The sequence below is a fragment of the Geodermatophilus sp. SYSU D00815 genome, from assembly GCF_054050035.1.
Map to the genome: position 1 here is coordinate 18,358 of NZ_JBJGYO010000038.1, position 12,864 is coordinate 31,221.

Genomic DNA, 12,864 nt, shown 5'->3' on the forward strand with positions numbered 1-12,864 from the left:
GAAGGGGCCGCATGAGCATCCTGGGCACCCGCGTGGTCCGCACCGAGGACCCGCTGTTCCTGACCCGTGGCGCGATCTACACCGACGACCTCACCGACGAGCGGCTCGCCGGGGCCGTGCACGCCACCTTCGTGCGCTCGCAGGTGGCCCACGGCCGCGTCCTGTCCGTGGACGCCGACGCCGCCCGCGAGGCGCCCGGCGTCGTCGCCGTCGTCACCGCCGCCGACCTCACCGACCTGGAGCCGCTGCCGGCCGGCCTGCCGATGGTCCCGCCGGCGGTGCGGCGGCCCTGGCTCGCGGGGGACACCGTCCGGTTCGTGGGCGAGCCCGTGGCCGTCGTCCTGACCGAGGACCGCTACCAGGGCGAGGACGCCGCGGAACTGGTGTCGGTCGACATCGACCCGCTGCCGGCCGTGGTGTCCCCTGCCGCCGCGGTGCGCGACGAGGTGCTGCTCTTCCCCGAGGCCGGCACGAACGTGCTCGCGACGTTCGGCACGCCGGTCCCGGAGGGGTTCTTCGACGGCTGCGACGTCGTCGTCCGGCAGCCGATGGTGAACCAGCGGGTGGCGCCCGCGCCGCTGGAGACCCGGGCCGCGGCGGCCGCGTGGGGCGACGACGGCCGGGTGACGATCTTCTGCTCCAACCAGAGCGCGCAGCAGGCCAAGGGGCAGATCGCCGGCTGGCTCGGGCTCGACCCGGCGCTGGTGCACCTGGTCACCCCCGACGTCGGCGGCGGCTTCGGCGCGAAGATCGGCGCCGACCCGGAGTTCGCGCTGGTCGCCTGGCTGGCCCGGCACGTCGGCCGGCCCGTCCGCTGGGCGGAGAGCCGGTCGGAGAACATGGTGGGGATGGTCCACGGCCGCGGCCAGGACCAGGTGGTCACCATCGGGGGCCGGCGCGACGGCACGATCGAGGCCTATGCGCTGGAGGTGCTGCAGGACGCCGGCGCCTACCCCCGCCTCGGGGTCGTCCTGCCGCGGTTCACCCGGCTGATGGCGGCGGCCACCTACGCGTTCCCCAAGGTGCACGCCCACGCCCGGTCGGTGGCCACCACCACCACGCCGACGGGCGCTTACCGGGGCGCCGGCCGCCCGGAGGCGACCGCGGCGGTGGAGCGGGCGATCGACGTGTTCGCCGCCGAGATCGGGATGGACCCGGCCGAGGTCCGCCGGAAGAACCTGGTCCCGCCGTTCGACGAGCCGTGGACCACCGCCAGCGGCGCCACCTACGACACCGGCGACTACGCCGCCGCCCTCGACCGCGTCCTGGAGGCGGCCGGCTACCCGCGGCTGCGGGCCGAGCAGGCGCGCCGCCGGGAGCGCGGCGACGTGCGGCAGCTGGGGATCGGGCTGTCCACCTACGTCGAGGTCACCGGCGCCGACAGCGGGTTCGGTGCCGCCGAGTCGGCGTCGCTGGAGGTCCACCCCGACGGCACCGCGACCGTCCTCACCGGCACCTCCCCGCACGGGCAGGGGCACGCGACCACCTGGGCGATGCTGGCCAGCGACCAGCTGGGCATCCCGGTGGACAGGATCACCGTGCTGCACGGCGACACCGACCGCATCCCGCGCGGCGGCGGCACGATGGGCTCCCGCTCCCTGCAGCAGGGCGGGACGGCGGTGCACCAGGCCGCCGTGGAACTGGTCGAGCTGGCGCGCAAGCGCGCCGCCGAGGTGCTGGAGGCCGACCCCGACGACCTCGAGGTCGACCTCGCCGCGGCCGGCCTCGCCGTGCGCGGGACTCCGGGTGCGGGCATCACCTTCGCCGAGCTGGCCGAGCGCGAGCCGCTGCACGTCGACACCCGGTTCACCGCCGCCGGGCCGACCTTCCCGTTCGGGGCGCACCTGGCCGTGGTCGAGGTGGACGTCGAGTCGGGCAAGGCCGAACTGGTGCGGATCGTGACCGTCGACGACGCCGGCACCATCGTCAACCCGCTGCTGGCCGAGGGGCAGCGGCACGGCGGCATCGCGCAGGGGGTGGCGCAGGCGCTGCTGGAGGAGGTCGTCTACGACGCCGACGGCAACCCGCAGACCTCCACCCTGGCCGACTACCCGTTCGTCTCGGCCACCGAGCTGCCCGGCTTCGAGCTGGTCGAGATGGCCACGCCGACGCCGCTCAACCCACTCGGCGCCAAGGGGATCGGCGAGGCCGGGACCATCGGCGCCACGCCGGCCGTGCACAACGCCGTCGTCGACGCGGTCGCGCACCTCGGCGTCCGGCACATCGACATGCCCGCCACCCCCATGAAGGTGTGGCGCGCGATCCAGCAGGCCCGCCCGGGAGGAACCGACGCATGCAGGTGACCATCACCGTCAACGGCGCCGAACGCACCGACGACGTCGAGCCGCGGCTGCTGCTCGCCCACTACCTGCGCGACGTCCGCGGCCTCACGGCGACGAACATCGGCTGCGACACCACCTCCTGCGGGGCCTGCACGGTGATCGTCGACGGGCTGTCGGTGAAGTCCTGCACCGTCCTCGCGGTCGCCGCCGACGGCACGCGGGTGACCACGCTCGAGGGCCTGGCCGGCCCGGACGGCGAGCTGCACCCGGTCCAGGCGGCGTTCCGCGCCGAGCACGGCCTGCAGTGCGGCTTCTGCACGCCGGGGATGGTGATGGCCGCGATCGGCGTGCTCGCCGACAACCCCGACCCCTCCGAGCGCGAGGTGCGCGAGGGGCTGGAGGGCAACCTCTGCCGCTGCACCGGCTACCACAACATCGTGCGGGCGGTCCGGGCCGCGGCCCAGGCCGGTCCCGGGGCGGGGCAGGTGCCGGCGTGATCCCCGCGCCGTTCGACTACGTGCGGGCCGGCTCGGTGGCGGAGGCCGTCGCCGCGCTGACCGAGCACGGGGACGACGCGAAGCTGCTGGCCGGCGGGCACTCGCTGCTGCCGCTGATGAAGCTGCGGCTCGCGGTCCCGGCGGTGCTGGTCGACATCAGCCGGGTCCCGGAGCTGCGCCACGTCCGGGTCGAGGGCGACGAGGTGGCGATCGGCGCGGGCACCCGGCACTTCGAGCTGGAGCGCTCGGAGGTGGTGCGCGCCGAGGTGCCGCTGCTGTCCCGCGCCGCCTCGCTCGTCGGCCACCCGCAGGTCCGCCACCGCGGCACCCTCGGCGGCACGGTGGCGCACAGCGACCCGGCGTCCGACCTGCCGACCGCGCTGCTGGCGCTCGGGGGCGACGTCGTCGTCCAGGGGCCGGGCGGGCGCCGGTCGGTCCCGGTCACCGAGTTCTGGCTCGGCTTCTTCGAGACGGCGCTGGAACCCGACGAGGTCGTCGTGGAGCTGCGGGTGCCCCGGACCGGCGCGGCCGGGTGGGGCTACGAGAAGTTCACCCGGCGGGCCAACGACTGGCCCATCGTGGCCGCCGCCGCGGTGCAGGGGCGGGTGGCGCTGGCGAACATGGCCGGCGCGGTGGTGCGGGCGAGCGCCACCGAGGAGGCGCTGGCCGCCGGCGCGTCGATCGCCGACGCCGCGGCGCTGGCCGACCGGGGCCTGGAGCCGTCGTCGGACATGCACGCCGACGCCGAGTACCGCCGGCACCTCGCCCGCCTGCTCACCCGCCGCGCCCTGGAGAAGGCCGCGTAGGGTCCCCGCCGCGAGCGGGGGGGAGGGGCCCTCTCTCAGCGGTGCGGGGGCAGCATCCCGGCGCCGACGGTGGCGTTGGTGGCCTCGTCGATGAGGATGAACCGACCGGTGACCCGGTTGCGGTCGTAGCCGTCGACGAACAGCGGCTGGGTGGTGCGCAGCTTGACCCGGCCGATGTCGTTGCGGCCCAGCTCGGTGGCCTCGAGGTCGCGGTGCAGCGTGTTGACGTCGAGCCGGTAGGCCAGCTCCTTGACCACCGCGCGCACCGTGCGGGTGGTGTGCTTGACGGCCAGGCGCTGGCGCGCGCGCAGCGGCTCGTCGGTCATCCAGCAGACCAGCGCGTCGAGGTCCTGGGTGGCCTGCGGCACGTTGCCCGGCCGGCAGATCAGGTCGCCGCGGGAGACGTCGAGGTCGTCGGCGAGGCGCACGGTCACCGACATCGGCGCGAACGCCTCCTCGACCGGCCCGCGCGGGCCGTCGATGCCGGCGATCGTCGTCGTCAGGCCGCTGGGCAGCACCTCGACCTCGTCGCCGGGCCGCAGCACGCCGCTGGCCACCGTGCCCGCGTAGCCGCGGTAGTCGTGGAACGCGTCGGACTGCGGCCGGATCACGTACTGCACCGGGAAGCGGACGTCGACCAGGTTGCGGTCGCTGGCGACGTGCACGTGCTCCAGGTGGTGCAGCAGCGAGGGCCCCTCGTACCACGGGGTGCGCGTCGAGCGGGTCACCACGTTGTCGCCGTGCAGCGCCGAGATCGGGATGACGGTGAGGTCGGGGACCGACAGCTTGGCGGCGAACGCGGTGAACTCGTCGCGGATCCGCTCGTAGACGTCCTCGGACCAGTCGACGAGGTCCATCTTGTTGACGGCGACGACGAGGTGCGGGACCCGCAGCAGCGAGGTGAGGAACGCGTGCCGGCGGCTCTGCTCGACCATGCCCTTGCGCGCGTCCACCAGCACGATGGCCAGGTCGGCGGTCGAGGCGCCGGTGACCATGTTGCGCGTGTACTGCACGTGGCCGGGGGTGTCGGCCAGGATGAAGGTGCGCCGCGGGGTGGAGAAGTACCGGTAGGCGACGTCGATCGTGATGCCCTGCTCGCGCTCGGCGCGCAGGCCGTCGGTGAGCAGCGCCAGGTTCACGTAGTCGCCGCCGGCGCTGGCCCGCTCCACCGCCTCGTACTGGTCCTCGAAGACGGCCTTGCTGTCGTAGAGCAGCCGGCCGATGAGGGTGCTCTTGCCGTCGTCGACCGAGCCGGCGGTGGCGATCCGCAGGATGTCCCTGCGGGCGACCGCGAGGTCGTGCGCCTGCTCCGCCGCGGCGGAGTGGACGTCGACGGGGGCCTGGGAGGCCGTCATCAGAAGTAGCCCTCCTTCTTCCGGTCCTCCATGGCGGCCTCGCTGACCTTGTCGTCGCCGCGGGTGGCGCCGCGCTCGGTCATGCGGGTCACGGCGATCTCGGCGATGACCTCCTCGACCGTGCGGGCCTGGGAGCGCACGGCCGCGGTCAGGTTGGCGTCGCCGACGGTGCGGTAGCGGACGGTCTCGCGGAACACCCGCTCCCCGTCGCGCGGGGTGATGAACTCGTTGACCGCGTAGAGCATCCCCTGGCGCTCGACGACCTCGCGCTCCTGGGCGAGGTAGAGCGGCGGGATCGCGATGTCCTCGCGGGCGATGTACTGCCAGATGTCGAGCTCGGTCCAGTTCGACAGCGGGAACACGCGGATCGACTCGCCCAGGTGGATCCGGCCGTTGTAGAGGTCCCACAGCTCCGGCCGCTGGTTCTTCGGGTCCCACTGCCCGAACTCGTCGCGGAAGCTGAAGACCCGTTCCTTGGCCCGCGCCTTGTCCTCGTCGCGCCGCGCGCCGCCGAACAGGGCGGTGAAGCCGTGCTCCTCCACCGCGTCGAGGAGCACCGGCGTCTGGATGCGGTTGCGCGAGCCGTTCGGCTCCTCCTTGACCCGTCCCGCGGCCATGGCCTCCGGAACGGAGGCGACGATCAGCTGCACGCCGAGCTCGGCGACCCGCTTGTCGCGGAACTCCAGGACGTCGGGGAAGTTCAGCCCGGTGTCGACGTGCATCACGGGGAAGGGGATGCGGGCCGGGGCGAACGCCTTGCGGGCCAGCTCCAGCATGACGATCGAGTCCTTGCCGCCGGAGAACAGCAGCGCCGGCCGCTCGAGCTCGGCGGCCACCTCGCGGATGATGTGGATCGATTCCGCCTCGAGCGTCTCCAGCTGGGTCAGCCGGTAGTCAGGGGTCGTCACGCGCGGAGGCTCCGTGGGCTCGACAGCAACATCAGTGGGTGTGCAACCGCACCGGGCCGGTACGGATTCCCGCCCCAGTGTCCCTGATCACCCGGGGGCCACGGCCGTGAGGATCGTCTCGCCCAGCTCCGGGCGGCACACCACCAGGTCGGGCAGCGACGGGTCGGGCCCGTTGTAGCGCAGCGGGGAGCCGTCCAGCCGGACGGCGACCAGCCCGGCGGCGAGCGCGACCGCGACGGGAGCGGCCGAGTCCCACTGGTACATGCCGCCGGCGTGCACGTAGGCGTCGACCTCGCCGCGCACCACCGCGGCGACCTTGAACCCGGCCGACCCCATCGGCACCAGGTCCGCACCGAGCGCCCGGGCGGCCGCGTCCGCCTGGGCGGGCGGGCGGGTCCGGCTCACCGCGATCCGCAGCCGGCCGCCGTCGCGGGGCGGGACGGCCGGCGGCGGATCGGTCACCAGGACGGCGTCGGCGCCCAGGCCGGGCAGCGCCACCGCGGCGGCGGTCAGCGTCCCGCCCTGCCAGAGCGCGACGTGCACCGCCCAGTCCCGGCGCCCCTCGCCGTACTCGCGGGTGCCGTCGAGCGGGTCGACGATCCACACGCGGTCGGCGGCCAGCCGGCGGGGGTCGTCGACCGCCTCCTCGCTGAGCACCGCGTCGCCCGGGCAGCGCTCGGCCAGCACGGCGGCGATGGCGGTTTGCGCCCCGGCGTCGCCGCGGTCGCCGAGCTCCCGGCCGCCGGGCGAGCCGTCCGACCGCAGGGACAGCAGCACCCGGGCCGCGGCCGCGGCGGCCTCCCGGGCGACGCCCACGTCGCTCACCGGAGGCCCCGGACGGCGGTCGCGTCGGTGGGCCGCCCGGGGGGACGGTGCCGGCCGGCGGCGTCGGTGATCCGGCCGAAGTAGCCGGCCAGCTTCTCCGGCCGGGGCGCGACGAACACGCCGCGCGCCTCGACCAGGGCACGGTCCGGTTCCGCGGCGAGCGCGATCGAGCCCTCGACGGCGGTCCGCCGGCCGGCGTCGTCGACGACGCGGGCCCGCAGCACCACCGGGGTGTCCAGCGGCACGGGCCCGCGGTAGTCGAGCTCGAGGTGCGCGGTCATGCCCCACAGCCCGGCCGCGATCGCGGCCGAACCCAGCATCTGGTCCATGAGCAGGCCGCTCATCCCGCCGTGCAGGTAGCCGGGCGGGCCCTCGTAGGCCGGGCCCAGGACGGCCTCGGCGACGATCCCGCCGTCCTCCCGCCGGATGTCCAGCGGCGGCGCGATCGCGTTGCCGACACCGGTGACCGGGCTGTACACCCGGCGGAAGGCGATCGGGTCGTCCAGCGCCGGCAGCTGGTGCGCCGGTCGCTGCGCCCGGCGGAGCCGCGCGGTGGCCGCCCGGGCCTCCGCCGCGACCGCGCGCAGCTCCTCGGCCGGCACCGTCGTGCGCACCGAGGCGTCGAGCAGCGCGCGCAGGGCGCCGCCGAGCTCGGTGACGGCGGCCAGCAGCGTCGGGTCAGCGGGTTCGGGTGCCACGACCGGACGGTAACGAGGCGTCCGGCGGCTCAGGACGGTGGGCCGGACCGGCGCAGGCGCATGGTGAACGCGGCGCCCTCCCCCGGGGCGGTGACCAGGTCCACCGTGCCGCCGTGCGCGGCCACCAGCGACGCCACGATGGCCAGCCCCAGCCCGGTGCCCCCGGCCTCGCGGGTGCGCGACGCGTCGGCCCGGTAGAACCGCTCGAACACCCGCGCGGCGTCGTCCGCCGTCATGCCCGGTCCCTCGTCGGCCACCCGGACGAGCAGGACGTCGGGGTCGGCGTCCTCGGCGACGGTCACCGTGATCCGCGCGGTCTGCGGCGTGTGGGTCAGCGCGTTGGTGACCAGGTTGCCGACCACCTGCCGCAGCCGCGCCTCGTCGCCGAGGACGACGGGCACGTCGGTCAGCGACTCGTCGAGGTGCAGCGCGATCGGGCGCTCGGGCTGGACGGCCCGCGCGTCGTGCACCGCGTCACCGGCTATCTCGGCGAGGTCCACCGGGACGATCGACAGCGGCCGCTGCTGGTCCATGCGGGCCAGCTGCAGCAGGTCCTCGACCAGCAGCCCCATCCGCGCGCCCTCGGCCTCGATGCGGCTCATCAGCCGCCGGGTCTCCTCCGGCCCGCCGACGGCGCCCTGCCGGTACAGCTCGGCGAAGCCGCGGATGGAGGTGAGCGGGGTGCGCAGCTCGTGGCTGGCGTCGGCGACGAAGCGCCGCATCCGGTCCTCCGACGCCCGGGCCTGGGCCTCGGAGGCCTGCTGCGCCCGGAACGAGCGCTCGATGCGGGCCAGCATGCCGTTGAGCGCCGTCGACAGCCGGCCCACCTCGGTGCGCTCCGAGCCCTCCGGGACCCGCTGCGAGAGGTCCCCGGCGGCGATCGCCTGCGCCGTCCGCTCGACGTCGGCCAGCGGCCGCAGGCTGTTGCGCACCAGCAGGTAGCCGGCGACGCCCAGCAGGGCGAGCACGATCACCCCGACGACCACCTCGATGGTCACCAGCCGCTTGATGGCCGCCTGGTCGCGGGTGATGTCGGTGCCGATGACGACGGTGTAGCCCTGGCCCAGGTTGCCGCTGAGCAGCCGCCAGTCGGTCGTCCCGTCCTGCGACCGCACGGTCACCGGCTCGCCCAGCCCGCCGGGGGTGGTCTCCGGCGTGACCGTCGGGAGGTCGGGGAGGACGGCGGCGTCCTCCGGGGGACCCTGCACGACCACGGGCTCGTCCGAGCCGGGCGGCAGGCAGGCGACGTAGGTACCCCCGGGCACGGGCTGGTACTCCGCGCGCAGGCAGATCTCCAGCACGCGCGGGCCGCGCTGCTGAGCCTCCCTCATCGCGTTGACCAGCTGCGTGTCCTGCTGGTCGGTGAGGTAGTCCCGCAGCAGCGACGTCGCCGCGATCCCGGTGGCGCCGAGCCCGACGGCGACGAGCGCCACGAGCAGGGCGACGAGGGTGACCCGCAGCGGGACCCGCGACCCCGGGGCCCTCCGGGCGGTGCCCTCGACCAGCGGGGCAGCGCTCATGTGCCGCGCGGCAGCCGCAGGGTGTAGCCCACCCCGCGGATGGTGTGCAGCAGCCGCGGCTCGGTGGTGTCGACCTTCCGGCGCAGGTAGGAGATGTAGGACTCCACGACGTTGGCCTCGCCGTTGAAGTCGTAGTTCCACACGTGGTCGAGGATCTGCGCCTTCGACAGCACCCGCCCGGCGTTGGCCATGAGGTAGCGCAGCAGCTTGAACTCGGTCGGCGACAGGGCGATCAGCTGCCCCGCCTTGAGGACCTCGTGCGACTCCTCGTCGAGCTCGATGTCGGCGAAGGTCAGCCGCGGGGCCTCGGCCGCGCGCTGCGGGCCCCGGCTGCGGCGGAGCACCGCCCGGATGCGGGCGAGCACCTCGTCGAGGCTGAAGGGCTTGGTGACGTAGTCGTCGCCGCCGAGGGTCAGCCCGGAGACCTTGTCCTCCGCCGCGTCGCGGGCGGTCAGGAACAGCACGGGCGTGTGCCGGCCGCTCTCCCGCAGCCGGCGGACGACGCCGAAGCCGTCCAGACCGGGCATCATCACGTCGAGCACGAGCAGGTCGGGCCGGAAGGAGGCGGCGAGCGCGAGGGCCTGCTGGCCGTCGGCGGCCGTCGCCACCTCGAAACCGGCGTAGCGCAGGCTCGCCGAGAGCAGCTCGCGGATGTTCGGCTCGTCGTCCACCACCAGGAGGCGGGCCTCGGGCGCGGGGCGCCCGTCGGGCTGGCTGCCGGTCACGGCTCCTCCCTGGGGGCGTGCAGATGCCGTCGTCATGCCTGAGAGGTTCCTGGCACCGGCTTCGGCTGCCCTGGACGGTACCTGTGAACTCGCTGTCAGCGACGTCGGCGGACGGCCCGCGCCGTCAGCCGGCGGGGGACATGGCCCGCCCGCGCCGCCAGTACCCGATCGCGTGGTGCTGGGCCCGGCCGAGCCCCCAGCGGCCGCGCAGGTCGGCCCGCACCGCGCGGACGGCGGCCGACTCGGCGGCCACCCAGGCGAACAGGTCCTCGCCGTCCGGCCGCTCCAGCGCGGCGACCGCGTCGGCCAGCAGCGTGCTCTCGCCCGGCGGCGTCCCGCCGCGGTGCAGCCAGCGCACCTGCACGCCCGCCGGGGCGGCGAGGGGCTGCTCCTCCTCCGGGCCGGCCACCTCCACCAGCGCCAGGCCGCGCACCGACGGGGCCGCGCCGGCCAGGACCCGCGTGATCGCCGGCAGGGCGGTCTCGTCGCCGGCGAGCAGCAGGTGCTCCGCCGGCCGGTCGCCGAGCGGGGCGCCGCCGGCGACGCCCAGGGGCGCCCCGGCCGCCGCGGCCGCGGCCCAGGCGGCGGCCGGCCCTGTGCCGTGCAGCACGAAGTCGATCTCCACGGTGCCGGCCGCGGGGTCCTGCCGTCGGGCGGTGTAGCTGCGCAGGCTCACCCCGTGGCTGCCCGTCGGCCAGACGATGCGGCCGTCCCGGGCGATCGACGGCCAGGACGGGGCGTCGTCGCCGACCCGGGGGACCAGCAGGTGGACGGTGGGCCCGGCGGCCGCCACGGCCGCCTCGGCGCCGTGCAGCAGGACCCGGCGCACCGTCGGCGTCACGTCGGTCACCGACGCGACGGTGAGGACGTCGACCGGCCGGACGTCGGGAGCGTTCACGGGGATCCAGCGTAGGAACGGGCCGGCCCGGCCGTCCCCGGGGGAATGGGGTCGACCGGGCCGGCGCTCGGGGACGGCGGTCGTCCTCACCCTCGGTAGCCGCGATCCGCGTGCGGACCAGCGCGTTCCGGTGGAGGAGCCCCCGTCGACGACCACGCTACGTCACCGTCCGCCCGTCGCCAGTGCCCGCACGGGTGAGACCGCGTTCCTTTCGGGTGATGTGTGCCCGCCGCGCGCCGGGGGCAGGGGAGCGGGGACGCCGGCAGCGAGGAGGAGCGATGGCCGACGACTTCGAGAAGGGTGACCACGTCACCTGGAACAGCCACGGCTCGAAGGCCGAGGGCACCGTCCAGCGCAAGATCACCTCGGACACCGAGGCCGCGGGCCGGACGGTGCGCGCGAGCGAGGACGAGCCGCAGTACGAGGTGAAGAGCGACAAGAGCGGGGGCACGGCGGTCCACAAGCCCGGTGCCCTGCACGAGGACTGACGGGAGTACGCAGTGACGGAGAGCGCAGACCAGTTCGCCGGTTCGTCGGCGCGCAGCACCAAGCACAGCCCCCGGGTCGACGAGGAGCTCGAGCACGAGGTCCAGGGCATGCTCAAGGCGGAACGGGCCACCCGCGCCGAGGAGTGGCGCGAGGTCGAGCCGGTGGCCGAGGGAGAGCCGGACGTCGACGCCGACCCGGCCGGGACCCTCGTCGGTGGCACCCCGGTCGGCATGGACGCCGACGCGGTGGTGCGGCGGGCGGAGCTAGCCCGCTGGCTCGACCGCGCCGACTTCCCCAGCGACGGGCCGGGCCTGGTGGAGGCCGCGCGCGACCACCGGGCGCCCGACGCGGTCGTCGCCGAGCTGGAGCGGCTGCCCGGTGGCCAGGCCTACGAGCGGATCGGCGACGTCGTCCGCGCGCTGGGCTACCCGACCGAGACCTGAGCCGTGCCCGCCGCCGGGGCCTCAGGCCTCGGCGGCGGGGCCGACCCCGTCGGACTCCTCCTGCGCGATCTCCTCGCGGCCGCGCCGGCGGAACAGCTTGGAGCCGGGGAAGCCCTTCACCACCTCGCGCAGGTCCTGGACGGTGTCGAGCAGCGCGTGCACGTCCGGCGCCACGCCCTCGAGGGTCTGCAGCACCGGCAGGACGTCCTCGTCCAGGTGGGTCACCAGCGTGGGCAGCCGGTCGATCAGCGTGACCAGGGCCTCGACCTCGTGCGGGTCCATCGTCTCGGCGAACCGGCGCAGCGAGGGCGCCAGCTGCCGCAACGGCTCCGCGTAGCCGTCGACGACCGGCTCCATCCGGCCGACCAGCCCCTCGGCGCGGCCGAGCGCGTCGTCGGCCCGCGCCGTCGTCCGGCCGACCGCGGTGATCGCCTCGTCGGCCTTGGCGCGCGTGCCGGCCACGGCGGCGATCGCGTCGTCGGCGTGCTGCTGCGTGCCGCCGAGCCGCTCGATCGCGTCGTCGGCCCTGCGCCGGGTGTCCCCGACCTCCTCGATCGCCCGGTCGGCGCGGTCCCGGGTCGCCTCCAGCGCGGTCAGCGCCGCCTCGGCGCGCCCCACCGCGACCTCGACCCGGCCGATCACCGTCGTGACCCGGCCGAGCAGCTCCTCGACCCGGCCCACCACCGCGCCGATCCGGGGGACCAGCGCCAGCGCGTCGGAGACGCCCTCGCGCAGGCCCTCCACGGCGTTCAGCACGTCACCGGGGCCGGGGATCGAGGGAAGTCTCACGCCTGGGACGCTACGACGGGTGCGCATCCGGCGCCCCTCGGTACAGGCGAGTCGACCCGATCGGGCGGCCGGTCCCCGTATCGTGGGAGGACCGCCGCACGGATGCGCGGGCCCCGGCGCCTGGCGCCGGTGCGGACGGGGGACGGCAGCGCAGGCACGGCCACGATGGGAAGTCGACAGCGGTGGGGGATCAGCCGAGGCGGGACGACGGCGGCGACCGTCGGGCACCCGGTCGGTCCCGTGCCCGCGCCGACCAGCCCGGCGCCCAGCCCATCACCGTCGAGCAGCTGCTCGCCCGCCAGGGCGGACCGGCCACCGGACGGCGGCGCGCGGTCCGGCGCGGCGAGGCCGACACCCCCCGGCTGAAGGCCCCGGACGCGCCGCCGCCGGGCACCCGCGGCGGGCTGCCACCGGTCCCCGGCGCGCAGGCCCCGTCCGACGACGGACCGCTCGCCGCAGGGGTCGCCGCCGCCGCGCCGCCGTCCGCTCCGCCGTCCGCGCCGCCGTCCTCCTCCACCACCCCGCCGGGGGGGGGGGGGGGGGGGGGGGGGGGGGGGGGGGGGGGGGGGGGGGGGGGGGGGGGGGGGGGGGGGGGGGCGGGGGGGTGGGGGGGGGGGGGGCGGCGGGCG

At 75.9% G+C, this 12,864-nt stretch carries 13 protein-coding genes; 5 read left to right on the top strand and 8 right to left on the bottom strand.

Going from position 1 to position 12,864, the window contains the following annotated elements; genetic code table 11:
- The first annotated feature begins 11 nt into the window (after positions 1-11).
- Genes ACI78S_RS23505 through ACI78S_RS23515 form a run of 3 tightly spaced genes read left to right on the top strand, consistent with a single transcriptional unit; the run spans position 12 to position 3,585 of the window.
- Positions 12-2,303: a xanthine dehydrogenase family protein molybdopterin-binding subunit gene (locus ACI78S_RS23505; RefSeq protein ID WP_456977399.1), complete on the top strand. Its 2,292-nt coding sequence runs from the start codon at positions 12-14 to the stop codon at positions 2,301-2,303.
- Positions 2,294-2,779, top strand: coding sequence for a (2Fe-2S)-binding protein (locus tag ACI78S_RS23510; protein WP_456977400.1), 486 nt, complete (start codon positions 2,294-2,296; stop codon positions 2,777-2,779). The genes ACI78S_RS23505 and ACI78S_RS23510 overlap by 10 nt, the downstream gene beginning before the upstream one ends.
- A complete protein-coding gene (locus ACI78S_RS23515) occupies positions 2,776-3,585 on the top strand; it encodes an FAD binding domain-containing protein (protein WP_456977401.1) in 810 nt (269 codons plus the stop codon). Before ACI78S_RS23510 ends, ACI78S_RS23515 begins: the two co-directional genes overlap by 4 nt.
- A 35-nt stretch (positions 3,586-3,620) precedes the next feature.
- Here the strand turns inward: ACI78S_RS23515 and ACI78S_RS23520 are convergent, their stop codons facing one another.
- The 7 genes from ACI78S_RS23520 to ACI78S_RS23550 all read right to left on the bottom strand — a co-directional run bounded on the left by ACI78S_RS23520 (position 3,621) and on the right by ACI78S_RS23550 (position 10,514).
- Entirely contained in the window at positions 3,621-4,940 is a 1,320-nt protein-coding gene (locus ACI78S_RS23520) for a sulfate adenylyltransferase subunit 1 (protein ID WP_456977402.1), read from the bottom strand.
- Entirely contained in the window at positions 4,940-5,848 is a 909-nt protein-coding gene (gene cysD / locus ACI78S_RS23525; protein ID WP_456977403.1) for a sulfate adenylyltransferase subunit CysD, read from the bottom strand. The genes ACI78S_RS23520 and cysD overlap by 1 nt, the downstream gene beginning before the upstream one ends.
- Positions 5,849-5,935: 87 nt before the next feature.
- A complete protein-coding gene (locus ACI78S_RS23530; RefSeq protein WP_456977404.1) occupies positions 5,936-6,673 on the bottom strand; it encodes an inositol monophosphatase family protein in 738 nt (245 codons plus the stop codon).
- A complete protein-coding gene (locus tag ACI78S_RS23535; RefSeq protein WP_456977405.1) occupies positions 6,670-7,371 on the bottom strand; it encodes a PaaI family thioesterase in 702 nt (233 codons plus the stop codon). Before ACI78S_RS23535 ends, ACI78S_RS23530 begins: the two co-directional genes overlap by 4 nt.
- Positions 7,372-7,400: 29 nt before the next feature.
- Entirely contained in the window at positions 7,401-8,891 is a 1,491-nt protein-coding gene (locus ACI78S_RS23540; protein ID WP_456977406.1) for a sensor histidine kinase, read from the bottom strand.
- On the bottom strand, positions 8,888-9,616 hold the full coding sequence (locus ACI78S_RS23545; RefSeq protein ID WP_456977407.1) for a response regulator transcription factor: 729 nt from the start codon (positions 9,614-9,616) through the stop codon (positions 8,888-8,890). Before ACI78S_RS23545 ends, ACI78S_RS23540 begins: the two co-directional genes overlap by 4 nt.
- Before the next feature lie 124 nt (positions 9,617-9,740).
- The gene (locus ACI78S_RS23550) at positions 9,741-10,514 is read right to left on the bottom strand and encodes a siderophore-interacting protein (RefSeq protein ID WP_456977408.1); all 774 of its coding nucleotides are present in this window, start codon (positions 10,512-10,514) and stop codon (positions 9,741-9,743) included.
- Positions 10,515-10,792: 278 nt separating this feature from the next.
- Here ACI78S_RS23550 and ACI78S_RS23555 point away from each other — a divergent pair, with 278 nt between their 5' ends.
- Complete coding sequence (locus ACI78S_RS23555) at positions 10,793-11,002, top strand: DUF2945 domain-containing protein (RefSeq protein ID WP_456977409.1); 210 nt, start codon at positions 10,793-10,795, stop codon at positions 11,000-11,002.
- Positions 11,003-11,014: 12 nt separating this feature from the next.
- Complete coding sequence (locus tag ACI78S_RS23560; RefSeq protein WP_456977410.1) at positions 11,015-11,446, top strand: DUF2795 domain-containing protein; 432 nt, start codon at positions 11,015-11,017, stop codon at positions 11,444-11,446.
- A 21-nt stretch (positions 11,447-11,467) separates the two neighbouring features.
- Here ACI78S_RS23560 and ACI78S_RS23565 read toward each other — a convergent pair whose 3' ends face one another.
- Positions 11,468-12,235 (bottom strand): hypothetical protein, encoded by a 768-nt coding sequence (locus ACI78S_RS23565; protein WP_456977411.1) that lies wholly within the window; start codon positions 12,233-12,235, stop codon positions 11,468-11,470.
- Positions 12,236-12,864: the final 629 nt, after the last annotated feature.